Source organism: Acidovorax sp. PRC11, assembly GCF_031844105.1.
Taxonomy (GTDB): Bacteria; Pseudomonadota; Gammaproteobacteria; order Burkholderiales; family Burkholderiaceae_C; genus Paracidovorax.
The window spans coordinates 59,427-82,490 of record NZ_JAUZUQ010000019.1; the positions used below are offsets into that span (position 1 = coordinate 59,427).

A 23,064-nucleotide genomic window follows, 5' to 3' on the forward strand; every position below is an offset into this window, starting at 1 on the left:
GCACATGCGCGTATTGATCGTGGAAGACTCGCAAACGCTGGCCGAAGCCCTGAGCCAGAGCCTTCAGTCGGAAGGCTATGCCTGCGATACAGCAGCCGATGGCGTGTCCGCGCTGAAGTTTCTTGCCAGCTACCGGTACGACGCCATCATTCTGGACTTGATGCTGCCCCGGCTGGACGGCTTTGGCGTGTTGCGCGCATTGGGCCGGGAGGCCCATGCCGCACCGGTGTTGGTGCTCTCCGCGCGCGAACTGCTCGACGACCGGGTGCGGGCCTTGGATGCGGGTGCCGATGACTACCTGACAAAACCCTTCGAGCTAGCCGAACTGCTGGCTCGCCTGCGGGCGCTAGTACGGCGTCCGCCGCAACGGGACGTTCCAGTTCTGCGCCACGGCGATCTGGAGGTCGATCCGCGCTCGCGCATCGCGAGGTTCAAGTGCATTGATCTTGGGCTCACGCCGAAGGAGTATGGACTGCTCGACTTGCTGCTGCGTCGGCGCGGCGCCACGCTGTCGCGCTCGCAGATTTTTGAACATTTGTACGACAGCCGCAGCGATGCATCGGACAAAGTGGTAGAGGTGATCGTCAGCACCTTGCGAACCAAGCTTGCCCTGTGCGGCCTGGATGAACTGATCGTGACACGCCGTGGCTTCGGCTACATCCTGCCCTGAACGATGGTACGTCCCGATTCCGAAGCCCTTTCTGATGCGAGTCAAGGCGGATCCTGGTCCTTGCAGCGGCGGCTGGCTGCCAGCTTGGTGATCTGCATTGGAGGAACCTTCGCGATCCTGTTTCCCGTCCTCGACTACTGGATTGACCACGAAATCTATCGACGGATGGATACCACCCTGATGCAACGATCAGCGGCGGTGGGGCGCGTGCTGCAGGAGTTGGATGCGAGAAAGCTCGAAAGCCTCATGCCGGAATATGAGCCTGGCGGGCATACCGAGTTCTTCACGGTCTTCGATTCGCAGACCCACCGGGCCTTGCTACGCTCTCCCAGCAGTGCAGGCGCCGAGCTATCGCTTGGCCCGGTGGAGCAAGGCACCCCGCGCTATTACGACGTGACACTTCCGGATGGCCACGCGGGCCGCGCGCTGGCGACGCGCGTGTCGGTAACTGGAGAGAGGTCTCAGCTATTAGTCGTCGCAACAGAACGCCGGGATTGGGATCAAACCGAGCGGCGCATCCACTTTGCGCTCTTGGGCGGTATTGTGCTGGCAACGCTGCTAGCGACGGGCCTGGCGCTGCTCATGGTTCGGCATATCGTGGTCATGCTGGAGCGGGTCGGCGAGCAACTGGCCGATCTGCGTTCGGATCGGCCGATTGCGCGGATCGGAGCGGACTTTCCCCGTGAACTGCGTCCATTTGCCGAAGCCTTCAATCAGGGCTTGCATCACCTGTATGTGGCCATTGTCCGCGAGCGCCGCTTCTCCCGCGATGTGGCCCACGAGTTGCGCACGCCCCTGGCGGAAATCCGCATCAGCGCAGAAAGCGCTTTGATCGATGCCGACCCGGCCCGAATCCAGCGCGCCCTGAATGCAATGATCCAGGCCAGTTCACGCATGCAGCGCAGTGTGGACACTCTGCTGTTGTTGGCGCGACTTGAGTCCGGCCAACACACAATGGCGCTGGATCCTCTGGATCTAACTGCTTTGCTGCGAGAGTTGCTGGCGGGACTTAACGTCCAGCAAATGGCACCCAAGTCACCCATCCGCGTGACTTTGCCTGAATCGGCATGGGTGCAAAGTGATCAGGGCGTGATCGAACGCATCGTCTCCAACCTCTTGCGCAATGCCATTGAATACGCGCCCGAAGGCGACGACATTCAATGCGGGCTGGAGCGCGAAGCTTCCGGCTGGATGTTGACCATCGTCAACACAGCTCCCAATTTGCTGGCATCCGATCTGGATCAATTCGGCCTTCGCTTCTGGCGCAAGGATTCCGAAGGTGGCACGGCGCACCACGCCGGGTTGGGACTTGCACTGGCCCTGGCGCTCGCGCATGCCATAGACCTGCCGCTGGCGTTCTCACTGGACAACGGTCGGCTGTCCGCGCGGCTTGGCCCTTGGCCAGCGCTGCTCTGAGATTGACGCAGATTTACACCGCGGTGCCGAACATGGCTCCCACGCCCGCTGTCACCGCCATGGCAAATGTGCCCCAGAACGCGACGCGCAGTGCACTTTTGAACAGCGGCGTACCACCCACGGCAGCAGCCGCAGCGCCGAGCAGGGCCAGGAAGACAATCGCCGTCGCGACGATCCAATAGAGCAGGCTCTGCTCCGGCGCCAACAGAACCACGGCCAGCGGCATGGCCGCACCCACGGCGAAGCTTCCAGCGGACGCCATGGCGGCTTGCAGCGGGCGAGCGCTCAAGGTTTCAGAAATGCCCAATTCATCGCGCGCGTGCGCGCCCAACGCATCATGCGCCATCAATTGCGTGGCGACCTGATCCGCGAGTCGATGATCCAGGCCACGCCGAACATAGATGGCCGTGAGTTCGCGATGTTCGGCTTCCGGACTGTTCTTCAGTTCATCACGTTCCCGCGCCAGATCCGCCTTCTCCGTATCAGCTTGTGAATAGACCGATACGAATTCGCCTGCAGCCATGGACATGGCACCGGCTACCAACCCCGCGATGGCCGTGGTCATGATGCTGGCATGGCTTGCATGGGCCGCAGCCACGCCTGCAACTAGGCTGGCCGTGGAAATGATGCCGTCATTGGCACCCAGAACAGCTGCGCGTAGCCATCCGATATGTTCAGTGCGATGACTTTCAGGGTGAGCGCGATGATGAAATTTTGTCATTGAAAAATCAAATCCATGTGAAGCAGCCCAAGGCCAGCAGTTCAGGTGCGATGACCGGGAAGCATGCGAACCAGTGTGTTGTCACGCATGACGTAGTGGTGCAACAGCGCCGCCATCGCATGCAATCCGATCAAGACATAGCCCAATGTCGCCAGCGCCTCATGGACATCCTTGAGTTGGCGCGACAAAGCAACGTCGGTGCCGATCAGAGAGGGAACGGGCAAGCCAAACAGAACAATCGGCTTGCCCGCCGCACTCAAGGTGAGCCATCCGAGCAGCGGCATGGCGAGCATGAAGCTGTAGAGCGCATAGTGCATGCCATCGGCGAGCGTGGCCTGCCAGCGTGGCATGGGTGGTTGGATCGCGGGCTTCACGCCCGCCTGGATGCGCACCCCGATACGGATCACGACGATCACCAGAACGCTGAGGCCCAGCAGGTAGTGCAAGGACTTCATGGCGTCTCTCAAGGCTCCCTTGGGTGCCAGTCCGCGCAATTCCATGCTCGCATAGACCGCAATGATGAGAATCACGGTCAGCCAGTGCAAGCCTATGACCAAGGGACTGAAACGGTATTCGGAATTCTTGATGTCCATGGCGCATGGCCCCGATGTTTGAGATGGCAAAAAAGCGAACCGCTGGCTATCCTGGCTATCGGATCAAGTGACTGAGAAGTCAACTTGCCGGCAGCTTGTGGCTCAAGACAAGCGGTTTTTTTCTGAATAGATCGTACAGAGAAAATTTCGCTTTCTCCAAAGCTTTCTCAAAGCTTCACCGAAGAACATGAGCTGATCTTTACAAGAGATCGACCGCATGTTTCGCCTCATTAACCTCGCGCACCGCTTCATATGCGACGAATTTTCAATTCGCGCTGTGTGCTCTCTACTCTGCTCTACGTCATTTGGGGCGGCACAAGCATGAGCTTCCCGACCTTGAAAGCGGCGGGCACCTCCAGCCGAACCAAGACCTTGGCCCTGTCCGCCGTCGGTGTGGCAGTTCTGGCTGCCGTAGGGTACGGCTGGTGGGCTTGGGCAACGCAGCAGACAACCGTAGCCGATAAAGACGCGAACGAAGCCGTCGCCCAGCCGAGTGCTGGCAGCGTTCAGCTCAACGCCGCTCAACTCCGCGCGCAGGGCGTGGAAACCGCCATCGTCAAGGACGCCGCAGCAATACCGCTGGATGGCTTGCCCGCGCAGACCGTGGCACCGCTCTCGGCCAGCGCGCAGGTTGTGGCACCCTATGGCGGTGTGGTGACGCGCGTTCTGGTCGATGAAGGTGCCGCAGTGCGCCAAGGACAGGCTTTGGCGCGCATCCAGAGCAAGGATGTTCTGGCGGCGCAAGCCGATCTGGCGCGTGCCCGCACGGACGCGACCGCAGCCGCCACGCAGGCCAGGCGCGATGCTGCCCTGCTCGCCGAGGGCATCATCCCCGCCGCGCGCAACGAGCAAACTCAGGCGCGCGCAGCGGCTGCGCAAAGTACGTTGCAAGAGGCCAATGGCGCCCTCGCACGGCTTCGACCCGTTAGCGGCGGGCAGGCCGGCGAGTATGAATTGCTGGCGCCTTTGTCCGGGCGGGTGATGCGTCGTCACCTGAGCCTCGGGCAGGCGGTCGCGCCGCTCGACATCGCCTTTATAGTGGCTCAGCCTGGCCCGCTGGATGTCAGCGTCGCGGTTCCGCTGCGCTGGCGCTCAGATCTCCACCCAGGCTTGGAAGTGCGTCTTCCCGATGGCACGATCGCTCGCGTGACGGCTGTTGGTGGCGACACTGACCTCAGTAGTCAGAGCCTGCGGGTACGTGCCCGCGTCGATGCAGATCAGGCAGGGGCAGACCGCTATGCGGCCGGGCAGCAGATCAGTGTCGCGCTGTTGCTGCCAGCACCGCAGGGCACCTTGAGCGTGCCATCGGCCGCACTGCTGCCAGCGGGCAGCGCCCACGTGGTCTACGTTGCTGAGCCGTCATCGCAAGACAAGCAAGGCGACCTACGCGTCCGCGCTGTTCCGGTGCAACTGCTGGGGCAAGACGAATCAGAGGCGTCAAGCGCCGTGCGTGCAGTCTCGCCAGACACTGCGCCGCTTGCGGCAGGCATGCAGGTCGTCGTGCGCGGTACGGCACTGCTCAAATCCATGATTCCATTGCAATGAGGGGCGACCACGCATGTTGTCCCGTCTGATTGAATTTTCCCTGCGCCAACGTGCGCTGGTACTGCTTGGCGTGCTGGCTTTGGCGGGTGCGGGCCTAGCGGCCTTCCTGCAACTGCCGATCGACGCCTATCCGGATATTTCCCCCACGCAGGTCAAGCTGATTATCAAGGCTCCTGGCATGACGCCTGAGGAGGTGGAGTCGCGCGTGATCACGCCGCTGGAGATGGAGTTGCTCGGCGTGCCCCGGGGCGTGATGTTGCGCTCCACGGCCAAGTACGCCATCGCCGACATCACGGTGGACTTTGCCGAAGGCAGCGACATCTACTGGGCGCGTCAGCAGGTGGCTGAACGCTATGCCGGCGTTTCGGGCAGCCTGCCCGAAGGCGTCAGCGGCGGGCTGGCGCCGATTTCGACACCGCTGTCGGACGTGTTCATGTTCACCATCGAAGGCGGTGGCCTCACGTTGAGCGAGCGCCGCGCCCTGCTGGACTGGACGCTGCGCCCGGCCCTGCGCACGCTGCCCGGTGTTGCTGATGTCAACGTGCTGGGTGGAGAAGCCAAGAGCTTTGCTGTGGTGCCGGATCGCGCACGGCTTTCCGCTGCGAGCCTCAGCTTCTCTGATGTCATCACGGCGATCGGCCGCAACAACCGCAATGACGGTGCGGGCCGCCTGGATGCAGGCGAAGACACGCTGATCGTGCGCGCCGAAGGCGCGATCCACACTTTGGACGATTTATCCCGTCTGATCCTGCGCGCGGGGGCCAATGGTACGGCCCCAGTTCGCCTGGGCGACGTGGCCCAGGTGCGCATCGAAGGCGTGACGCGATATGGCGCCGTCACCCGGGACGGCGCGGGCGAAGCGGTGGAAGGCATCGTGGTGGCGCTGCGCGGGGCCGATGCCTCGGCGCTGGTCAAAGCCATTCGAGCCCGGCTGGACGAGGTGACTCCCAGCCTGCCGCCCGGCGTCAAGGTGGTGCCGTTCTATGACCGCAGCACGCTGATCGAGCGCGCCGTGGGCACGGTGGAAAGCGCCTTGCTGGAAGCGACGGTACTGGTCGTTATCCTGCTGCTTCTGTTCCTCGGCGAGCTTCGCGCCGCGCTGGTTGTGGCGGTGATGGTGCCTTTGGCGGCACTGGGCACCTTCTTGCTGATGCGTCTGGTCGGCATGAGCGCCAACCTGATGAGCTTGGGGGGCCTCGCGATCGCCATCGGCATGCTGGTGGACGCTGCCGTAGTGGTGGTGGAAAACGCCGTCAGTCGGCTCGACCCGCACGCGCCCAGTGCGCACCAGCCGCGCCTGCACCGCATATTCGCCGCGGCGCGCGAGGTCGCCATGCCTGTGGCCTCGGGCATCCTCATCATCTGTCTGACCTTCATGCCCCTGCTCACACTGCAAGGGTTGGAAGGCAAACTGTTTGTGCCGGTGGCGCTGACCATCGTATTCGCCCTGGGCGTCTCGCTGCTGCTGTCGCTCACGCTGGTGCCGGTGCTGGCCTCGCTGCTGCTCAAGGAACATGCTCACACCGAGCCGTGGGTGATGCGCTGGGCCACGCGCCTGTACCAACCGCTGCTGGAGGCTGCGCTTCACCACCCGCTACGCGCATCGGCGGTCGCCATCGCGGCCCTGGCATTGGGTGTGGTGGCCTACCTTGGCACGGGCAAGGCGTTCATGCCGACGATGGACGAGGGCGATATCCTGCTGCAACTGCAAAAACCCCCGTCCATTGGGTTGCAGCGCTCGCTGGAGATTGACCTGGCGGTGCAGAAGGCCATCGGTGCGGCGGTGCCCGAGGTGCGGCACAGCATCGGGCGGGTGGGCTCCGACGAGCTGGGGCTCGACCCGATGGGCCTGAACGAAACCGACCTGTTCATGCAGCTCGCACCGCGCAAGGATTGGCATGCAGCCGACAAGGACGCGTTGAGTGCCGAGATACGCAAGGTGATGGATGCCTTCCCCGGCCTGGAATTCGGCTTTACCCAGCCCATCGAGATGCGCATCTCGGAAATGCTCACCGGCAGCCGGGGCGACGTGGCCGTCAAGCTGTTCGGCCCTGACCTGCAAACACTGGGCGATCTGGCGCAGCGCATGGCCGCTCGCATCGAGAAAGTGCCCGGTGCGCGCGACGTGCTCACCCAGGCCAGCGACAGCGTGGAATACCTGCAGGTGAAGGTGGATGCGCAGGCGGCGGGGCGCGCCGGGCTGGCCGTGACACAGGTTCAGGACGAGTTGCGCGCGCAACTCGAAGGCGTTCCGGCCGGGCTGGTGATTGAGCCGGACAGGCGCACGCCGATCGTGGTGCGCGGCGACGCCCGCCTGCGCGGCTCGGCCGAGCGCTTCAAGGACTTGCAGCTCGCCCGCGGCGATCAGGGCGAAATCCCCTTGACCTCGCTGGCGCGCATCGCCACCACTGATGGCCCCGTGCTGGTGCGGCGCGAGAACGGCTCGCGCTTCGCGCTGATCCAGTCCAGCGTGAGCGGGCGCGATCTTGTCGGCTTCGTGGATGAAGCGCGCGCCGCCGTAGCGCGCGACGTGCCGCTGCCGCCCGGCTACCGCGTCGAATGGGGCGGGCAGTTCGAGAACCAGCAACGCGCAGCGGCCCGCCTTGGCATGGTGGTGCCGGTGGCCCTGGGGCTGATTTTCTTCGTGCTGTTCATGACCTTCGGCTCGGTGCGGCAGGCCGCGCTCATCCTCGGCAACGTGCCGTTTGCCATGGTCGGCGGCGTGGCGGCGCTGTGGCTGTCGGGGCAGTACCTGTCGGTGCCTGCTTCGGTCGGCTTCATCGCGCTGCTGGGCATCGCCGTGCTCAACGGATTGGTGCTGATGACGCACTTCAACCACCTGCACGCGCTAGGCCTGCCCATGGAACAGGTGGTGCGCGAAGGTTCGCTGCGACGGTTGCGCCCCGTGCTGATGACGGCTTCCATCACCGCCTTTGGCCTAGTGCCCCTGCTGCTGGCCAGTGGCCCTGGCTCTGAGATCCAGCGCCCACTCGCCATCGTGGTGATTGGCGGACTGGTCAGTTCCACTGCGCTGACCCTGGTCCTGCTGCCGGTGCTGTACCGGCGATTCGGCCAGGCCATCTCCTCACAACAAGGAGTCCACGCATGAACGGATTGAAAGAAGCGCAACTGGTGCGCCTGAATCTGGTGTTTCCACCCACGCTCGAAGACGCCGTCACCGATGCCCTGATGGCCGACCCGGTGCTGCCAGGGTTCACCCTGTTGCACGCCGAAGGGCATACCGGCGACTTCGCGCGCGCGTCCATTCGCGAGAAGGTTCGCGGCCGTGTGGATCGGCGCGTCATTTGGGTGTTGATCGAATATGAACAACTGGAACAGGTCCTGGCGCATCTGCGCCAGCGCATCGCGTCTAGCGATGTCCGCTGGTGGGTGGAGTCGGTGTTGGCAAGTGGAAGACTGGTATGACGAGTAAAAACAAAGGATGCAGCCTGGTACTACCGACTGGTGCCGTCATGGTGGCTATCGCGGCTTTGACATTTCATCCCGCGCAAGCGCGCGCCGATGATCTTTCGTGGCTGCCTGCGCAGGCGCAAGTCGAAGCGGCGATAAAAATCCAGCCGGTCGTGAATGCCGCAGCCGCTCGCTTGGACGCGGCGGCCGCCACGCAAAGCGCCCTTGAAGCCGGTAGCCACGAATTTGAACTCAGTAGTGGCCTACAACGTCGCAACGTGACCAACGAAGCGCGTCGCTACAACGAATGGGAAATCCAGCTCAGCCGTGCTGTTCGCTTGCCAAACAAGGCGCGTATAGATCGGGACATCGGCAGCCGCACCCGTAGGGTGGCCGATATGCGCCTTGAAGATGCCGAGCACCAAATGGCAAGGCGACTGTTGGAAGTCTGGGCCGGATGGCTGCGCAGTTTCGTCGTAGCCGACGAGATGCAAGCTCAGGAAAAGTTGCTTAGACGTGAGCAGGAAGCAATGGCCCGCCGCGTGGCCCTGGGCGATGCAGCGCAGCGGGACAGCGACGTTCTGCAAGCCGAACGCGCGATGCTTGCAGCCCAGGTTAGCGCTGCGCGCGACGCAGAACGGGCAGCACGACAAACGATGGTGATCGAGTTCCCGGGCATTGAGACTCCCGCGCGGCCATCCACGCTGCCAGATCCCGATCCTTTGCCGGGCGGGGTACAGGAGTGGCTGGCGCGAATTGTGCGACAAAGCGTCGAAATCGGCATTGCCGATGGAGAGGCAGCGCGCCTTGCCAAGGTGGCCGAGCGAGCTCGCGCCAACCGCACGCCCGACCCCACAGTCGGGGTACGGATGATGTCTGAACGCGGTGGGACGGAACGTGTCATTGGCGTTGTCCTGACGGTGCCATTTGGCACTGACTATCGCAGTGCAATGGCTGCCACGGAAAGCGCCAACGCAGCTGCCGCAGAGGCAGAGGCGCTCGGCGTGCGGCGCGCGGTGGAGCAAAGTGCGTGGGTAGCCGCGCAGGCAGCTGAAAGTAAGCGCACGCAGTGGCAGTCATTCGCGCAGGCGCTGGCCGCGCAGACCACGGCCAGCAACCGCACGCGGCGAGCTTGGGAACTGGGAGAGGCCCCCTTGGCCGAATACCTCTTGACGTTGCGAAACCTGCGCCAGACACGCCTCGGTGAGGCACAGGCTCGCATCGATGCGCTGCAAGCGTCAGCACTGGTGCGTATCGATGCGCATGCGCTGTGGCATTCGAAGGGGGCACATGCCGATGCCCCTCAATGAATCCCGACTACTGGGCAACGCCCCACTATCCAACGCACCATTCGCACCTCGATTCTTAATCACTCATTTAGCGCTACCAGCGGGTGCGGCGCTGATCATCAGCAGTCTATTGATGGATGGCGGTGGGGACTTCTGGGTCGCCGATCATCTCTATCGCTTGCAGGGCAGCCGATGGGCTTTGCGGGATGCCTGGCTAACCAGCAACCTGCTGCATCGTGGTGGGAAGAATCTTTCCACCTTCCTGGCAATTGCGGTTGCAGCAACGTGCATCTGGGCTTGGAGAAAAAAACGTAGCAACAAATGCTCGGCATACCTACGCTGGCCGCTACTGTATCTTTTTTGTGCGTACTTGATCGGGGCACTGACGGTTTCGGCGCTGAAATCGTTCACTAACATGGATTGCCCCTGGAACTTGGTGCGCTATGGCGGAGCGCGAGTGTTTGTGGGCCTGTTTGAAACACGCCCGCCCGGTATGCCGCGCGGTGTGTGCTTTCCCGCAGGGCATGCAAGTGCCGGATATGCATGGGTCAGCCTATATTTCTTTACCTTGATGGTTCGTCCTGCCTGGCGTTGGATGGCCTTGGCTGCAAGTTTGATGATAGGTGCCATCTTTGGATGGACCCAGCAGGTGCGCGGAGCCCACTTCCTTTCCCATGACTTGTGGACGCTCCTGATTTGTTGGGTCGTTGCCTTGGGTCTTTTCATGGTCTGGCAACGCTGGTTTGTTGATGGCTCAGGCGATGTCTATTCATCGGGGTTCCAAGCATGAGAACTTTCAAACAGGCTCTCGGTCTGATGCCGCGATTCAGAACTGCAAACCTCAAGGACCTAAGCCATTGGCGACCACAATGCAGCGTCGAGTGGCTGATCTTGATGACCAGTATTTTCTTTGCACTAGCCTGCAATGGTCTATTTTGGAGTAGCGCCTTAGGCGTCCAGTCCAGCTTACGCATGGGTACATCCGTACTGCTGTTTCTGGTGGGAATTCACAGTCTGCTGTTGAGTTTGGTTGTGTGGCGCTGGAATGCCAAGGTTTTACTTGCGGTGCTTTTTGTTGCCTCTGCCCTCGCAACACATTACATGCGCAGCTTTCATATCTACCTCGATTCGAGCATGTTGCGCAATGTTCTAGCCACAGACTTCAAGGAAAGTCGCGAGCTACTGACGCCTGCATTGATTGCTCCACTAAGCCTACTGGCAGTAGTTCCGATTATTTTTCTTTGGCGAATCCGATTGCTCGGGCGTACTTGGCTGAAAGCAACCGTGTGGCGTATGGGATTGATGCTGTTTTCGACACTGATGATTTCGGGCGGTGTCATGCTGTCATTTCAGGACATGTCCGCACTGATGAGAAATCATCGCGAAGTGCGATACTTGATTACACCGGGAAACTATCTGGTGGGTTTGCCGAAGGCACTGACAGGTTCCTCTATCACGCAGTCCGCCGAAAAAATACCCATTGGAGCTGATGCCGTTGCAACAGTCAGGCCCGAAGGCAGTCGGCCACGTTTATTAGTCTTTGTCGTAGGCGAGACGGCTCGCGCCCAAAACTGGGGATTGAACGGCTATGCACGCGAAACAACGCCTCAATTGACTCAGATGGGTGTGATCAATTTCTCCGACATGCACTCCTGTGGAACTAATACCGAGGTTTCTGTGCCTTGCATGTTCTCGTCCTTTGGTCGCCGAAACTACGATGAAGACAAGATTCGCTCACACCAATCCTTACTGCATGTTCTGGAGCGCGCCGGTATTACCACCTTATGGAGAGATAACCAGTCAGGTTGCAAAGGGGTGTGCGATGGTCTCGAATATCAAAGCCTAGGGAATGCACAAAGTTCCTCTTTATGCGTTGATGGTCGGTGTTTCGATGAGATTTTGCTTGAAGACTTACCAGCTCAGGCTCGCAAAAATCCCGGTGATCGTGTGATTTTTTTGCACCAGCTTGGAAATCATGGCCCCAGCTACTTTCAACGATACCCAGCAGCGTATCGAAAATTCATCCCAACATGCGACACACCGGAAATGGGGAAATGCACCCGCGAACAGATTGTGAATAGCTACGACAACGCTATTCTCTACACAGATCATTTCCTAACCCAAGTCATTAAAAAATTGCAGGGCCTTTCCGACTACGACACAGCTATGATATTCGTCTCGGATCACGGCGAATCCCTGGGCGAGAAGGGACTTTTTCTGCACGGCATGCCTTATGCGATTGCTCCACAAGAGCAGACTCGTGTTCCTTTGGTTATGTGGTTCTCTTCAACGTTTACTCAAAGTCGAGGGCTGAATATTGGCTGTTTGAGTGAGCGAGCCCGCTCTTATGCGAATCACGACGCATTGTTTTCGTCTGTCTTGGGGCTAATGCAGGTTAAAACAAGTGAGTACGATAGGAATTTCGATTTTTTCTTTGGCTGTGATGATAAGAATATATAAGAGTTGTTCTCATGAAAGATAAAAAACACACAATCGCAGCTGATTCCATGTCCGCATTCGAAAATAAACAAAAATCTCGCCGAGGAATATTGAGAATTTGGCATGCGTCCCATTACTCAATTCAGGGATTGCGCGCTGGATGGAATGAGCCGGCCTTTAGACTTGAGTCAGTATTTTCCTTTGTGTTGGTCCCATTGGCCTTCTGGTTGGGGCAGGGATGGGTCGAAGTCGCTCTTCTCTCAGGAAGTATCCTTATTTTGATGATTGTGGAGCTACTCAATACTGCTGTGGAATCGGCGATTGATCGTATTGGCCCTCAATGGCATGAGCTATCAAAGCGTGCAAAGGACATGGGAAGCGCTGCCGTGCTGTTAGCCACTTTGCTGACTGGGGGGGTTTGGCTGTCAGCACTCTGGCAAAGGCTGATTAATTAGCCGCGCAAATGAAATTAGACGAATTAAAGTGGAGTGAGCACAATGGAGCTTCGACATCTTCGCTGCTTTCTCATCGTTGCGGAGGAACTTCATTTCGCTCGCGCCGCTGAACGACTACATATCGACCAATCTCCACTTTCACGCACTATCAAAGAATTAGAAGAGGAACTTGGTGCTCGTTTATTCATTCGTACTACCCGAAGCACTCAACTAACCCGTGCCGGGCGACAGCTTTTGGAGCATGTCCCGCGCATTTTTACCGCATTGGATCAGGCCCGTGATGGCGTCAAGTCGGCCACCAACGGATTTTTAGGCCAGTTACGCATTGCCTTGTCTGATGGTGTAACACCCACACGATTGTCAACTTTGCTGGCGCGATGCCGTGAAGAGGACCCTGAAGTTGAGATGCGTCTGTTTGAGGTGCCGCTCGGGCTGCAGATCAAGGGTTTGCATGAAGATCTGTATGACGTAGGTTTTTCGATGGCAGAGGATGGAGGCGATGGGATCTTGGTCACACCTGCTTGGGAAGATGAACTGATGGTAGCGGTGCCAGCCCGCCATCCCGTGCTCGCCTTCAAACAGGTTCCGCTGAAAGAAGTGCTGCGCTATCCGTTGGCACTGGGCGACCCGGCGGTCTGCGAAGGCCACGCGCGGCAGATCGATCGTTTTCTGCGCAAGCTCGATCAGGAGCCGCTGATTGCGCAGCGCGTGGCAACCTTCGACGTGATGATGACGCTGGTTTCCGCTGGCCTGGCTTTGGGCCTAGCGGGCGAGGCGCATATCGCCTCCAGCCGCGAGCCGGGTGTCGTGGCCCGCCGCTTGGCAGGCAAGCCATACATGCTTACGACCTATCTGCTACGCCGCGATGCGGAGCCGTCCGAGATGCTGGCTCGGTTCATCGAGCGTGTGGCCTTCATTGATTCGGCAGACGGTATCGACGCTGCCGACGATGCCTGAACCATCCGACGAAAGGACTGGAATCATGAACAGAGTGATGCTACTGATGCTGACCGTCGCACTGACCGCATGTGGCTCGTCTCAACCTTCGGAAACCGTGGATTTCCTCGCGGCGCATCCCGAGCGCATCAAGGAGATTCAACGGCAATGCAAGGAAGATCGCACAAAAGTCGGTGATGAACTTTGCCGCCGTGCTGCCGAAGCCGCCAATCGGCGTTTCTTCGGTGACCGACCTGAGCAGAAGTCCAAATAGCTCTGTTGTAGTCGCTTCGCAGCGACAAAGTTCTCGCTGACACCTCACTACGCCGCAACGCGCTCCCGTCTGCGGCGTTTTTATTGCCTTCGCTCCTGCAAGAAATCAGGCTTTTTCGGCCTAAATCCCCGCCATAACGGTCTTTGACCGACCTATGCACACGCCTTGATCCTGATGCACGCGGCACGTTGTTGTGCCGTGATTGGAGGCGGGATCATGCAAGGGACGAACGTGCTGTTCGGTCAGATCGCCGTGGTATTCGGCATCGTGATCGCCGGCGTGTGGGCAGCCACACAATGGACAGCCGCCGCCCTGGGCTATCAGCTACGCCTTGGCTCGCCCTGGTTCGACTTCTTCGGTACGCCGGTCTATCACCCGTGGCGGCTGTTCGAGTGGTGGTTCTTCTTCGATGCCTACGCGCCCAGCGTCTTTGACATCGGCGGCGCCATTGCGGGTGGCAGCGGCCTGGTGGCCGTGCTGGTGGCCATCGGCATGTCGATCTGGCGCTCGCGGCAATCGCGCCTGGTCACGACCTACGGCTCGGCGCGCTGGGCGAACGCGGATGACATTCGCGAGGCCGGTCTCACGCAGCCGGACGGCGTGTTCCTCGGCCAGCACGAACGCCAGTACCTGCGCCACGAAGGTCCGGAACACGTCCTGACCTTCGCACCAACCCGCTCGGGCAAAGGCGTGGGCCTGGTGGTGCCCACCTTGTTGAGCTGGCCCGCGTCCGCCGTCATCCATGACATCAAAGGCGAGAACTGGCAGATCACCGCAGGCTGGCGCTCGCGCTTCTCGCATTGCCTGCTGTTCAACCCGACCGATGCGAAGTCAGCGGCCTACAACCCGCTGCTGGAGGTGCGTCGCGGCGCCCATGAGGTGCGCGACGTGCAGAACATCGCGGACATCCTGGTCGATCCCGAAGGCGCGCTGGAGCGGCGCAACCATTGGGAGAAGACCAGCCATGCTCTGCTGGTCGGCGCCATCCTGCACGTGCTCTATGCGGGCGAGGACAAGACGCTGCGCGGCGTCGCCAACTTCCTCTCCGATCCGGCTTGCCCATTCGAGCTGACGCTGCACCGGATGATGACCACGCCGCATCTCGGCTATGGCCCGCATCCGGTCGTCGCATCGGCGGCGCGCGAAGTGCTCAACAAGTCGGACAACGAGCGTTCCGGCGTGTTGAGCACGGCCATGTCGTTCCTCGGCCTGTACCGCGACCCTACGGTGGCCGAAGTCACGTCGCGTTGCGATTGGCGGATTGCCGACCTGATCGCGGCCGAGCATCCGGTATCGCTGTACCTTGTGGTGCCGCCTTCAGATATTTCGCGGACGAAGCCGCTGATCCGCCTGATCCTCAATCAGATCGGGCGACGGCTGACGGAATCGCTCGATGGCTCCGACGGCATCGAGCGCCGCCACAAGCTGCTGCTGATGCTTGACGAGTTCCCGGCGCTCGGGCGGCTCGACTTCTTCGAGACGGCACTGGCCTTCATGGCGGGCTATGGCATTCGCAGCTTTCTCATCGCGCAGTCGCTCAATCAGATCGACAAGGCGTATGGGCAGAACCATTCGATTCTGGACAACTGCCATGTCCGCGTGACGTTCGCCACCAACGACGAACGCACGGCCAAGCGGATCTCCGAAACGCTGGGCACTGCAACCGAGCTGCGCGCACAGCGCAACTACGCAGGCCACCGGCTCGCGCCGTGGCTGGGCCACCTGATGGTGTCGCGCCAGGAGACCGCGCGCCCACTGCTGACGCCGGGCGAAGTGATGCAGTTACCGCCGGATGAAGCCGTGGTGATGGTGTCCAGCGTGGCGCCGATCAAGGCCAAAAAGCTGCGCTATTACGCGGACACCAATTTCAAGCGGCGCGTGCTGCCGCCGCCCGTGCTTGCGGCCGGACGCTATGCCGACGTTCCGCCCTCGCGAGCCGACGACTGGAGCGGGCTGGCGATTCCCGCCGTGCCTGCCGCAGCGGCCACTGCACCTACTGATGGCCTGGAGCACTTGGGTTCGGCCGACGACGGCGGACCGCGCCGTCAGCCCGAACTTTCCGAAGCCGTCGCCTACGACCCCGAGCTGGCCGCGTCCGCAGCCGACCTCGGGTTGCTCGATGACGATGACGACCTGCCGCTTCCCCTTCCTCGCCAGCTTGACCCGGCCATGCAGCGCACGGCCCGGCTGGCTTCCCTCGACCCCAACGACGGAATCGAGCTATGAGCCACTACCGCCTCAACCTGTTCATCCAGCCGGAGCATGCCAAGCGTCTGGACGAGCTGGCCGCCAAGAAAGGCGTATCGAAATCCAGCATCGTCGCGGCGGCGCTCGCATCGTGGCTGTCGCCCGATGCTGCCGACCAGCGCGAGGCAGCGATTGCCAAGCGGCTTGATCGCCTCTCGCGCCAGGCCGAGCGCATGGAGCGCGACCAGAACATCGCCATCGAAACGCTGGCGCTGTTCATCCGCTATTACCTCACGGTCAGCACGCCAGTTCCCGAGGCGCACCAAGACGCGGCACGCGCACAGGGCAAAGCGCGCTTCGAGCAGTTCGTTGAACAGTTGGGTCGCCACCTGCTGCGCGGTCGAAGCCTGGTGCGCGATGTGGTGGAGGAACTGCACCCCGACCCGGCGCGGATGGATGACGCGGCGGCAGTTGCCGAAGCGCAAGAGCGCGCCTCATGAGCGTCGCACCTTCGTCCTTCGCCACCTCGCTCGACCGCCGCATTCAGATGCTGCGCACGGCGATGGGGCCGCTGATCGCTGCCGCGCTCGAAGACCCGGACGTGGTGGAAGTCATGCTCAATCCTGATCGCACCCTTTGGGTGGATCGGCTTTCATCGGGCCGCGCACCGATGGGCGTGGAGCTGTCCGAGGCGGACGGCGAGCGAATCATCCGCCTTGTCGCCGCCCACGTTGGCGCAGAAGTCCATCGCGGCCAGCCGCTACTGTCCGCCGAACTGCCCGAAACCGGCGAACGCTTCGAGGGTATCTTGCCGCCCGCCGCGCCAGGGCCGGCCTTCGCGCTGCGGAAGCGCGCCATCGGTGTGATTCCGCTGGAGCGGTACGTCATCGACGGGATGATGACCAGCGCGCAGGCGGGCTTTCTCGTTCGTGTCGTGCGCGAGCGGCAGAACGTCCTGATCGCCGGCGCCACCAGCAGCGGCAAGACCACGCTCGCCAATGCGCTGCTGGCCGAGATCGCCGCCACGGGCGACCGCGTGCTGGTGCTCGAAGACACGGTGGAACTGCAATGCGCGGCCCGCGACCACGTTCCGCTGCGCACCCGCGCAGGCGTGGTGTCGATGACCGAGCTTGTGCGCTCGTCCATGCGCCTGCGGCCTGACCGCGTGGTCGTGGGCGAGGTGCGCGGCGCCGAGGCGCTGGATCTCATCAAGGTGTGGGGCACGGGCCATCCGGGTGGCATTGCCACGATCCACGCCGGCTCCGCCCTCGGCGCGCTGCTGCGCCTGGAGCAACTGATTCTCGAAGTGGCGGTGAACCCGCCCCGCGCGCTGATCGCCGAGGCGGTCAACGTGGTGATCCACATCGCCGGGCGCGGACGCAAGCGCCGCATCGAGAGCATCGCCCGCGTCGTCGGCTTCGACGGCGTGGGTTACCGACTGGCGGATGCGATGGACGCGCCGTTTCCCGAGCTGCCGCCACTTCCCGATGCCGCACCCGCTGCGGCGACTTCCCCATCCCTCGACCTTTCTGGAGAACTGCCATGACGCACGTTGATGCTTTCCGTATTTCTGTAAATCCGCTTTCCCGCCGCTCCAGTCCCGCGCGGCTGGATGGCCTGGCCCGCCCGGCCATGCAAGGCTTGATGCTCGCTGCCTTCATGCTGCTGCTTGCGGGCACTGCACAGGCCGCCGGTTCCTCGATGCCGTGGGAAGGCCCGCTGCAATCCATCCTTGAATCCATCCAGGGGCCGGTGGCGCGCATCGTCGCGGTCATCATCATCATCGCCACGGGCCTCGCGCTCGCGTTCGGCGACACGTCGGGCGGCTTTCGCAAGCTGATCCAGATCGTGTTCGGCTTGAGCATCGCCTTCGCCGCGTCCTCGTTCTTCCTGTCGTTCTTCAGCTTCTCGGGCGGGGCCGTCGTATGAGTGCCCCGGACACCTTCGCGGCCGGGTTCGAGGTGCCGCTGCATCGCTCGCTCACCGAGCCGATCCTGCTGGGCGGCGCACCGCGCACCGTGGCGATCGCCAACGGCACCTTGGCCGCCGCTGTCGGGCTAGGCCTGCAACTGTGGATTCCCGGTGTCGTGCTCTGGATCGTCGGCCATTCGCTGGCGATGCGGGGCGCGCGCGTCGATCCGCAGTTCATGGCCGTGTTCGCGCGGCACATCAAGCACCGCCCGCTGCTGGACGTGTAGGGGAGGACGCCGCGATGCTGAACCTCGCCGAATACCGCCAGCGACCGGCCTTGCTCGCCGACTGGCTGCCCTGGGCCGGACTGGTGGCACCGGGCGTCGTCTTGAACAAGGACGGCAGCTTCCAGCGCACGGCGCGCTTTCGTGGCCCCGACCTCGACAGCGCGACGCAAGGCGAGCTGATCGCCACATCGGCGCGCTTGAACAACGCGCTGCGCCGCCTGGGTTCGGGCTGGGCGCTGTTCATCGAAGCCGAGCGCCGGTCTGCCGCCGACTACCCGCACTCCGATTTCCCCGAACCGCTGTCCTGGCTGGTCGATGAAGAACGCCGCGCCGCCTTCGAGGATTCGGGCAACCACTTCGAGAGCGGCTATCACCTGACGCTGGCCTACCTGCCGTCCGAGGAATCCCGTGCTCGGGCCGCGGGCCTGCTGTACGAAAACCGGCCCACCGAAGGCGTGGATTGGCGCGAGCGGCTGCACGCCTTCGTCGCTGAAACGGATCGCATCTTCGACCTGCTCGATGGCGTGATGCCGGAGATCGCCTGGCTTGATGACAGCCAGACGTTGACCTACCTGCATTCGACCGTCTCGACGCGCCGCTACCGCGTCGGCGTTCCCGAAGTGCCGTTCCACATCGACGCGCTGCTGACCGATTCCGCGCTGGTCGGTGGCCTGGCGCCGATGCTGGGCGACCAGCACCTGCGCGTGGTGTCGGTGCGCGGTTTCCCGACCTCGACCTGGCCGGGGATTCTGGACGACCTCAACCGCCTGGGCTTCGCGTATCGCTGGAGTACGCGCTTTCTGTGCCTCGACAAAGCCGAGGCGGAAAAAGAACTCGCCCGACTGCGCCGCCAGTGGTTTGCGAAAAGGAAGAACGTCATCGCGTTGCTGCGCGAGACGATCTTCCAGCAGGAAAGCCCGCTGGTCGATACCGACGCCAACAACAAGGCCGCCGACGCCGATGCTGCCTTGCAGGAGCTGGGCAGCGATCAGGTCGCCTTCGGCTACCTGACGGCGACCGTCACCGTCATGGACGCGGACGCCGCCGTTGCCGACGAGAAGCTGCGCATGGTGGAGCGCGTCATCCAGGGGCGCGGCTTCGTCACCATCCCCGAAACGCTCAACGCCGTGGATGCGTGGCTGTCGTCCATTCCGGGCAACGCATACGCCAATGTCCGCCAGCCCATCGTCTCGACGCTGAACCTGGCGCACATGATGCCGGTGTCGGCGGTATGGGCCGGCCAGGAACGCAATGCGCATCTCGATGGGCCGCCGCTGATCGTCACGCGCACAGACGGCGCCACGCCGTTCCGGCTGGTGACGCACATCGGCGACGTGGGCAACACGCTGGTGGTTGGCCCCATCGGCATGGGCAAGTCGGTGCTGCTGGCGACGATGGCGATGCAGTTCCACCGCTATCGCGGCTCGCGCATCTTCGCCTTCGACATGGGGCGCTCGATCCGCGCGGCCATCCTGGGCATGGGCGGCGAGCACTACGACCTGGGCGCGGACGACGAGATCGCCTTCCAGCCGCTGGCGCGCATCGACCGAGAGGGCTACCGCACCTGGGCCAGCGAATGGGTGGAAGGCCGCCTGCTGCACGAAGGCGCGGCCGTCGGCCCGGACGAGAAGGCGGCCATCTGGTCTGCGCTGGGGAGCCTGGCCAGCGCGCCGGTGGAGCAGCGCACGCTCACGGGCCTGACGGCCTTGCTGCAATCGAACACCTTGCGCCAGGCACTCGCGCCCTACGTCCTGGGCGGCGCGCACGGCAGGCTGCTGGATGCCGACCACGACCGCCTCGGCACATCCGACGTGCAGGCGTTCGAGATGGAGGAGCTGATGCACAGCAAGGCTGCTGTGCTCGCGGTGCTGCGCTACCTGTTCGCGCGCTTCGAGGAGCGGCTGGATGGTGCGCCCACGCTGCTGATCCTCGATGAAGCCTGGCTGTTCCTCGATGACCCGGTGTTTGCGGCGCGCATCCGCCAGTGGCTCAAGACGCTGCGCAAGAAGAACGTCAGTGTCATCTTCGCCACGCAGTCGCTCGCGGACGTGAAGGATTCGGCCATCGCGCCGGCCATCATCGAAAGCTGCGCGAGCCGGATTTTCTTGCCGAACCCGCAAGCGACCGAACCGCAGATTCGCGCGATCTACGAGGGCTTCGGCCTCAACAGCCGGCAGATCGAGATCGTCGCCACCGCGCAGCCCAAGCGCGACTACTACTACCAATCCCGCCTCGGCAACCGCGTGTTCGACCTCGACCTGGGGCCGGCGACGCTGGCCTTCGCGGGTGCTTCCACGCCGCAAGACCAGCGCGCCATTGATGAGGTTCTTGGCCGCGTGCCGCAGGACGCCGGCGTGCCCGGCTTCGCGGGCGCCTGGCTGCGCCATCGCGGCCTCGATTGGGCGGCCGACCTGCTGCCCTCGTTCCCCGGCTACGCGCCGGGTTCCCTCCGTACCGCTGACCACCCCCAGGAGAACCAACTATGAAATTGCATACCCCCAAGCTCGCCGCGTTGACCGCCGCCTGCGTGCTCGCATTCGGCATCGCGCAACCCGCCCACGCCTTGTTCGGCGTCGGCGACATCGTGCTCGACCCGACCAATCTGGTGCAGAACACGCTCACCGCCGTTCGCACGCTGGAGCAGATCAATAACCAGATCCAGCAACTCCAGCACGAAGCGCAGATGCTCATCAACCAGGCGCGCAACCTGGCCAGCCTGCCGTCCAGCGTGGTCGGCCAGTTGCGCGCGAACCTGGCGACCACCCAGCGACTGATCGCGCAGGCCAAGGGCTTGGCCTACGAAGTGACAAGCATCGACCGCGAATTCGTGCGCCTGTATCCCGAGAAGTACGCCGCCACGGTGAGCGGCAATCAGATGTACCTCGATGCGCAGGAGCGTTGGAAGAACACGCTCAACGGCCTGCAAACGACCATGCAGATGCAGGCCCAGGCGTCGCAGAACCTGAGCGACGACGAAAGCGTGCTGGCCGACCTCGTGGGCAAGAGCCAGTCGGCCGAGGGCGCGCTGCAAGCGATGCAGGCCATGAACCAGTTGCTGGCCTTGCAGGCCAAGCAGTCGATCCAGACGCAGCGGCTCCAGATCACGCAAGACCGCGCGGCCTCGCTGGAACTGGCGCGGCAGGCGGCGGCCACGGAGCGCGGGCGCGAAGTGACGCGCCGCTTCCTGGGCGAAGGCACGCCGTACACGCCGCAGCCCGTCAATTTCTACAACCGCTGACGGAGGCTGCCATGCAACGCACGCCCGTCGTGTTTGCTTTCGCCATTCATGCGCTGGTGCTGGCCGGCTGTGACCGGCCGCAGCAAGTGTCGGTGAATGCGCTCGCCGCCGACCCGGCCCGGTTGCACGCGCTGCGCGCGCAGTGCCGCGCGGGCGCGCACGACGGCGCGTTTTGCGCGCAGGTGGCACAGGCCGACCTGCGGCGCTTTCTCTCCGGCCAGGCCGGGCCGAATGAGTACCAGACGCTGGCCGACCTGCCGCCGATCCCGCCCAGCTTCGATGAACCCGCCGATGGCAGCGCGGCAATCGCTCTGCCTGGGCAGGAGGACTCGCCATGAACGACGTGACGGTCATCGACCGCTTCCTTGACACCTTCTCGCGCTACATCGACTCGGGCTTTGGCCTGTTGCACGGCGAAGTGGCGTTTCTGACCGCCACGCTGATCGTCATCGACATGACGCTCGCCGGGCTGTTCTGGGCGATGAGCCATGCCACCGGCCAGGGCGAGGACGTGATCGCCAAGCTGATCCGCAAGGTGCTGTACGTCGGCGCCTTCGCCTACATCATCGGCAACTTCAACTGGTTGGCTGGCATCGTGTTCCGCTCCTTCGCCGGGCTGGGCCTGACGGCCAGCGGCTCGACCCTGAGCATGGAGAACTTCCTGCAACCGGGCCGGCTGGCGAAGGTCGGCATCGACGCCGGTGCGCCGATCCTGAAACAGATCGGCGACATGGCGGGCTTCCCCGAAGTCTTCGTGAACATCACGCCCATCGTCGTGATGTTCCTCGCTTGGCTGATCGTCCTGCTGTGCTTCTTCGTGCTGGCGATCCAGCTTTTCATCACGCTGATCGAGTTCAAGCTGACCACGCTTGCCGGCTTCGTGCTGGTGCCGTTCGCGCTCTGGAACAAGACCGCATTTCTCGCCGAGAAGGTGCTGGGCAACGTGGTGTCGTCCGGCATCAAGGTGCTGGTGCTGGCGGTGATCGTGGGCATCGGCTCGGGCCTGTTCGCCGAGTTTCAGGTACAGCCCGCCGAACCATCCATCGACCACTCCGTGGTCGTGATGCTGGCCTCGCTGACGCTGCTGGCCTTGGGCATCTTCGGGCCGGGCATTGCAACCGGGCTGGTGTCCGGCAGCCCGCAGCTCGGCGCAGGTGCGATGGCCGGTGCGGCGCTGGGCGCGGCCGGCGCTGCTGTTGCCGTGGGCGCTGCGGCTACGGGCGTCGGCGGCGCAGTCGCCGCCGGGGCGCGCATGGCGCCCGCAGCCGCCAAGCTGGCCGGTAGCGGAGCGCGTGCCGCCACTGGGGCCGCCAGCAGCGCGCGGTCGGCGTTTCAGGCGGGTTCTGCATCCGCCGGCGGTGGCCTCAAGGGCGCCGCCGCCGGCGTGGGCAATGTCGCCAAGACCGGCGCGCAGGCGGCCGGGCAGAAGGTGGCTGATGGTGCGCGCTCGATGAAGGAGCGTGTCGCCGCCGCCTTCCGGCCCGATGACGCCGGATCGGCGTCAGGGGGCGGTGCCGCACAGGCTGCAAACGAGCCAACCCCATCCACCGCGCAACCCGCCTGGGCCAAGCGCCTGCATCGCAGGCAGCAGCTCACCCATGCCGCGACGACCGCCGCCCACACGCTGCGCGGCGGCGATGGCGGCAGCTCCAGCCAAGGCCCGAGCCTGCGCGATTCCGATTCCTGATCTTC

Annotated in this window: 22 protein-coding genes; 20 read left to right on the forward strand and 2 right to left on the reverse strand. The window is 63.0% G+C overall.

Going from position 1 to position 23,064, the window contains the following annotated elements; genetic code table 11:
- Positions 1-4: 4 nt before the first annotated feature.
- Positions 5-670 carry a response regulator transcription factor gene (locus Q9R47_RS19100; RefSeq protein ID WP_003056167.1) on the forward strand — a complete coding sequence of 222 codons (666 nt, stop codon included), beginning with the start codon at positions 5-7 and terminating at the stop codon, positions 668-670.
- 3 nt (positions 671-673) lie between these two features.
- Positions 674-2,086, forward strand: a complete 1,413-nt coding sequence (locus tag Q9R47_RS19105; protein ID WP_003056166.1) for a HAMP domain-containing sensor histidine kinase — start codon at positions 674-676, stop codon at positions 2,084-2,086.
- 13 nt (positions 2,087-2,099) lie between these two features.
- Here the strand turns inward: Q9R47_RS19105 and Q9R47_RS19110 are convergent, their stop codons facing one another.
- The gene (locus tag Q9R47_RS19110) at positions 2,100-2,807 is read right to left on the reverse strand and encodes a VIT family protein (protein WP_021028154.1); all 708 of its coding nucleotides are present in this window, start codon (positions 2,805-2,807) and stop codon (positions 2,100-2,102) included.
- Positions 2,808-2,848: 41 nt separating this feature from the next.
- Positions 2,849-3,400: a cytochrome b gene (locus Q9R47_RS19115; protein ID WP_033460303.1), complete on the reverse strand. Its 552-nt coding sequence runs from the start codon at positions 3,398-3,400 to the stop codon at positions 2,849-2,851.
- 321 nt (positions 3,401-3,721) lie between these two features.
- Between Q9R47_RS19115 and Q9R47_RS19120 the strand changes: the two genes are divergently transcribed.
- The 18 genes from Q9R47_RS19120 (at position 3,722) to trbL (ending at position 23,059) form a co-directional block, all read left to right on the forward strand.
- The gene (locus Q9R47_RS19120; protein ID WP_043376323.1) at positions 3,722-4,945 is read left to right on the forward strand and encodes an efflux RND transporter periplasmic adaptor subunit; all 1,224 of its coding nucleotides are present in this window, start codon (positions 3,722-3,724) and stop codon (positions 4,943-4,945) included.
- Positions 4,946-4,958: 13 nt separating this feature from the next.
- Positions 4,959-8,054, forward strand: a complete 3,096-nt coding sequence (locus Q9R47_RS19125) for an efflux RND transporter permease subunit (protein WP_043371994.1) — start codon at positions 4,959-4,961, stop codon at positions 8,052-8,054.
- Positions 8,051-8,371 carry a DUF3240 family protein gene (locus Q9R47_RS19130; RefSeq protein ID WP_003056157.1) on the forward strand — a complete coding sequence of 107 codons (321 nt, stop codon included), beginning with the start codon at positions 8,051-8,053 and terminating at the stop codon, positions 8,369-8,371. Before Q9R47_RS19125 ends, Q9R47_RS19130 begins: the two co-directional genes overlap by 4 nt.
- The gene (locus tag Q9R47_RS19135) at positions 8,368-9,666 is read left to right on the forward strand and encodes a TolC family protein (protein ID WP_230391045.1); all 1,299 of its coding nucleotides are present in this window, start codon (positions 8,368-8,370) and stop codon (positions 9,664-9,666) included. The genes Q9R47_RS19130 and Q9R47_RS19135 overlap by 4 nt, the downstream gene beginning before the upstream one ends.
- Entirely contained in the window at positions 9,647-10,435 is a 789-nt protein-coding gene (locus Q9R47_RS19140; protein ID WP_227472611.1) for a phosphatase PAP2 family protein, read from the forward strand. Before Q9R47_RS19135 ends, Q9R47_RS19140 begins: the two co-directional genes overlap by 20 nt.
- A gap of 26 nt (positions 10,436-10,461) precedes the next feature.
- The gene (locus Q9R47_RS19145; protein WP_046984619.1) at positions 10,462-12,105 is read left to right on the forward strand and encodes a phosphoethanolamine transferase; all 1,644 of its coding nucleotides are present in this window, start codon (positions 10,462-10,464) and stop codon (positions 12,103-12,105) included.
- Between the two features lie 11 nt (positions 12,106-12,116).
- Positions 12,117-12,539 carry a diacylglycerol kinase gene (locus Q9R47_RS19150; RefSeq protein ID WP_012204569.1) on the forward strand — a complete coding sequence of 141 codons (423 nt, stop codon included), beginning with the start codon at positions 12,117-12,119 and terminating at the stop codon, positions 12,537-12,539.
- Between the two features lie 42 nt (positions 12,540-12,581).
- Positions 12,582-13,496, forward strand: a complete 915-nt coding sequence (locus Q9R47_RS19155; RefSeq protein WP_012204568.1) for a LysR family transcriptional regulator — start codon at positions 12,582-12,584, stop codon at positions 13,494-13,496.
- A gap of 25 nt (positions 13,497-13,521) precedes the next feature.
- Positions 13,522-13,749 carry an EexN family lipoprotein gene (locus Q9R47_RS19160; RefSeq protein ID WP_003056142.1) on the forward strand — a complete coding sequence of 76 codons (228 nt, stop codon included), beginning with the start codon at positions 13,522-13,524 and terminating at the stop codon, positions 13,747-13,749.
- A gap of 216 nt (positions 13,750-13,965) precedes the next feature.
- On the forward strand, positions 13,966-15,975 hold the full coding sequence (locus Q9R47_RS19165; RefSeq protein ID WP_043371996.1) for a conjugal transfer protein TraG: 2,010 nt from the start codon (positions 13,966-13,968) through the stop codon (positions 15,973-15,975).
- Positions 15,972-16,436 (forward strand): ribbon-helix-helix protein, CopG family, encoded by a 465-nt coding sequence (locus Q9R47_RS19170; RefSeq protein ID WP_003056139.1) that lies wholly within the window; start codon positions 15,972-15,974, stop codon positions 16,434-16,436. The genes Q9R47_RS19165 and Q9R47_RS19170 overlap by 4 nt, the downstream gene beginning before the upstream one ends.
- Complete coding sequence (gene trbB, locus Q9R47_RS19175; protein ID WP_043371999.1) at positions 16,433-17,482, forward strand: P-type conjugative transfer ATPase TrbB; 1,050 nt, start codon at positions 16,433-16,435, stop codon at positions 17,480-17,482. The genes Q9R47_RS19170 and trbB overlap by 4 nt, the downstream gene beginning before the upstream one ends.
- The gene (locus tag Q9R47_RS19180; protein WP_003056137.1) at positions 17,479-17,865 is read left to right on the forward strand and encodes a TrbC/VirB2 family protein; all 387 of its coding nucleotides are present in this window, start codon (positions 17,479-17,481) and stop codon (positions 17,863-17,865) included. The genes trbB and Q9R47_RS19180 overlap by 4 nt, the downstream gene beginning before the upstream one ends.
- The gene (locus Q9R47_RS19185) at positions 17,862-18,134 is read left to right on the forward strand and encodes a VirB3 family type IV secretion system protein (protein WP_003056130.1); all 273 of its coding nucleotides are present in this window, start codon (positions 17,862-17,864) and stop codon (positions 18,132-18,134) included. The genes Q9R47_RS19180 and Q9R47_RS19185 overlap by 4 nt, the downstream gene beginning before the upstream one ends.
- A gap of 14 nt (positions 18,135-18,148) precedes the next feature.
- Positions 18,149-20,620: a conjugal transfer protein TrbE gene (trbE, locus tag Q9R47_RS19190; RefSeq protein ID WP_043372001.1), complete on the forward strand. Its 2,472-nt coding sequence runs from the start codon at positions 18,149-18,151 to the stop codon at positions 20,618-20,620.
- On the forward strand, positions 20,617-21,372 hold the full coding sequence (gene trbJ / locus Q9R47_RS19195) for a P-type conjugative transfer protein TrbJ (RefSeq protein ID WP_003056124.1): 756 nt from the start codon (positions 20,617-20,619) through the stop codon (positions 21,370-21,372). The genes trbE and trbJ overlap by 4 nt, the downstream gene beginning before the upstream one ends.
- An 11-nt stretch (positions 21,373-21,383) precedes the next feature.
- On the forward strand, positions 21,384-21,710 hold the full coding sequence (locus Q9R47_RS19200; protein WP_003056123.1) for a hypothetical protein: 327 nt from the start codon (positions 21,384-21,386) through the stop codon (positions 21,708-21,710).
- A complete protein-coding gene (gene trbL / locus Q9R47_RS19205; protein WP_043372004.1) occupies positions 21,707-23,059 on the forward strand; it encodes a P-type conjugative transfer protein TrbL in 1,353 nt (450 codons plus the stop codon). Before Q9R47_RS19200 ends, trbL begins: the two co-directional genes overlap by 4 nt.
- Positions 23,060-23,064 lie beyond the last annotated feature (5 nt).

What these genes read in the sequence shown, in the direction of transcription:
- Q9R47_RS19150 (WP_012204569.1), top strand. Translation starts at nt 12,117, where the DNA reads ATGAAAGATAAAAAACACACAATCGCAGCTGATTCCATGTCCGCATTC.
- Q9R47_RS19105 (WP_003056166.1), top strand. Translation starts at nt 674, where the DNA reads ATGGTACGTCCCGATTCCGAAGCCCTTTCTGATGCGAGTCAAGGCGGA.
- trbL (WP_043372004.1), top strand. Translation starts at nt 21,707, where the DNA reads ATGAACGACGTGACGGTCATCGACCGCTTCCTTGACACCTTCTCGCGC.
- Q9R47_RS19125 (WP_043371994.1), top strand. Translation starts at nt 4,959, where the DNA reads ATGTTGTCCCGTCTGATTGAATTTTCCCTGCGCCAACGTGCGCTGGTA.
- Q9R47_RS19100 (WP_003056167.1), top strand. Translation starts at nt 5, where the DNA reads ATGCGCGTATTGATCGTGGAAGACTCGCAAACGCTGGCCGAAGCCCTG.
- Q9R47_RS19165 (WP_043371996.1), top strand. Translation starts at nt 13,966, where the DNA reads ATGCAAGGGACGAACGTGCTGTTCGGTCAGATCGCCGTGGTATTCGGC.
- Q9R47_RS19200 (WP_003056123.1), top strand. Translation starts at nt 21,384, where the DNA reads ATGCAACGCACGCCCGTCGTGTTTGCTTTCGCCATTCATGCGCTGGTG.
- Q9R47_RS19130 (WP_003056157.1), top strand. Translation starts at nt 8,051, where the DNA reads ATGAACGGATTGAAAGAAGCGCAACTGGTGCGCCTGAATCTGGTGTTT.
- trbJ (WP_003056124.1), top strand. Translation starts at nt 20,617, where the DNA reads ATGAAATTGCATACCCCCAAGCTCGCCGCGTTGACCGCCGCCTGCGTG.
- Q9R47_RS19180 (WP_003056137.1), top strand. Translation starts at nt 17,479, where the DNA reads ATGACGCACGTTGATGCTTTCCGTATTTCTGTAAATCCGCTTTCCCGC.
- Q9R47_RS19160 (WP_003056142.1), top strand. Translation starts at nt 13,522, where the DNA reads ATGAACAGAGTGATGCTACTGATGCTGACCGTCGCACTGACCGCATGT.
- Q9R47_RS19140 (WP_227472611.1), top strand. Translation starts at nt 9,647, where the DNA reads ATGCCGATGCCCCTCAATGAATCCCGACTACTGGGCAACGCCCCACTA.
- Q9R47_RS19145 (WP_046984619.1), top strand. Translation starts at nt 10,462, where the DNA reads ATGCCGCGATTCAGAACTGCAAACCTCAAGGACCTAAGCCATTGGCGA.
- trbE (WP_043372001.1), top strand. Translation starts at nt 18,149, where the DNA reads ATGCTGAACCTCGCCGAATACCGCCAGCGACCGGCCTTGCTCGCCGAC.
- Q9R47_RS19110 (WP_021028154.1), bottom strand. Translation starts at nt 2,807, where the DNA reads ATGACAAAATTTCATCATCGCGCTCACCCTGAAAGTCATCGCACTGAA.
- Q9R47_RS19120 (WP_043376323.1), top strand. Translation starts at nt 3,722, where the DNA reads ATGAGCTTCCCGACCTTGAAAGCGGCGGGCACCTCCAGCCGAACCAAG.
- Q9R47_RS19115 (WP_033460303.1), bottom strand. Translation starts at nt 3,400, where the DNA reads ATGGACATCAAGAATTCCGAATACCGTTTCAGTCCCTTGGTCATAGGC.
- trbB (WP_043371999.1), top strand. Translation starts at nt 16,433, where the DNA reads ATGAGCGTCGCACCTTCGTCCTTCGCCACCTCGCTCGACCGCCGCATT.
- Q9R47_RS19155 (WP_012204568.1), top strand. Translation starts at nt 12,582, where the DNA reads ATGGAGCTTCGACATCTTCGCTGCTTTCTCATCGTTGCGGAGGAACTT.
- Q9R47_RS19170 (WP_003056139.1), top strand. Translation starts at nt 15,972, where the DNA reads ATGAGCCACTACCGCCTCAACCTGTTCATCCAGCCGGAGCATGCCAAG.
- Q9R47_RS19185 (WP_003056130.1), top strand. Translation starts at nt 17,862, where the DNA reads ATGAGTGCCCCGGACACCTTCGCGGCCGGGTTCGAGGTGCCGCTGCAT.
- Q9R47_RS19135 (WP_230391045.1), top strand. Translation starts at nt 8,368, where the DNA reads ATGACGAGTAAAAACAAAGGATGCAGCCTGGTACTACCGACTGGTGCC.